The organism is Pseudomonas sp. FW305-25 (assembly GCF_017351415.1).
Taxonomy (GTDB): Bacteria; Pseudomonadota; Gammaproteobacteria; order Pseudomonadales; family Pseudomonadaceae; genus Aquipseudomonas; species Aquipseudomonas chlororaphis.
The window spans coordinates 1-539 of sequence record NZ_JACNDE010000085.1; the positions used below are offsets into that span (position 1 = coordinate 1).

Here is a 539-nt window from a genome sequence, read left to right on the forward strand (position 1 = left end):
TCGACCCTCGATCGCATGATCGCCCTGGTGGAAGGCGCCAAGCGCCAGAAGACCCCGAACGAAGTGGCCCTGGATATCCTGCTGATCGGCCTGACCCTGATCTTCCTGATCGTGGTCGTGACCCTGCAGCCGTTCGCCCACTTTGCCAATGGCAGCCTGCCGCTGGTGTTCCTGGTGGCGTTGCTGGTGACCCTGATTCCGACCACCATCGGTGGCCTGCTGTCGGCCATCGGGATCGCCGGGATGGACCGCCTGGTGCGGCTGAACGTGATCGCCAAATCCGGTCGTGCCGTGGAAGCGGCGGGTGACGTGCATGTCCTGCTGCTGGACAAGACCGGCACCATCACCTTCGGTAACCGTCGTTGCGCGGCCATCCACGCAGCGCCTGGGGTCAATCACCAGGAAATGGCCGAGGCGACCTTGCTGGCCTCGCTGGCGGACGACACGGCGGAAGGCAAATCCATCGTCGAATACCTGCGCGGGCTTTATCCACAGCCCGAGCCGGGCGCCGAAATGCTGACCGCCGTGCCGTTCAGTGC

General features: G+C 64.7%; 1 pseudogene. It reads left to right on the plus strand.

What is annotated here, in order from left to right:
• Nucleotides 1–539 (plus strand): annotated as a pseudogene (locus tag J4E58_RS31785) (potassium-transporting ATPase subunit B); the annotation flags it as partial.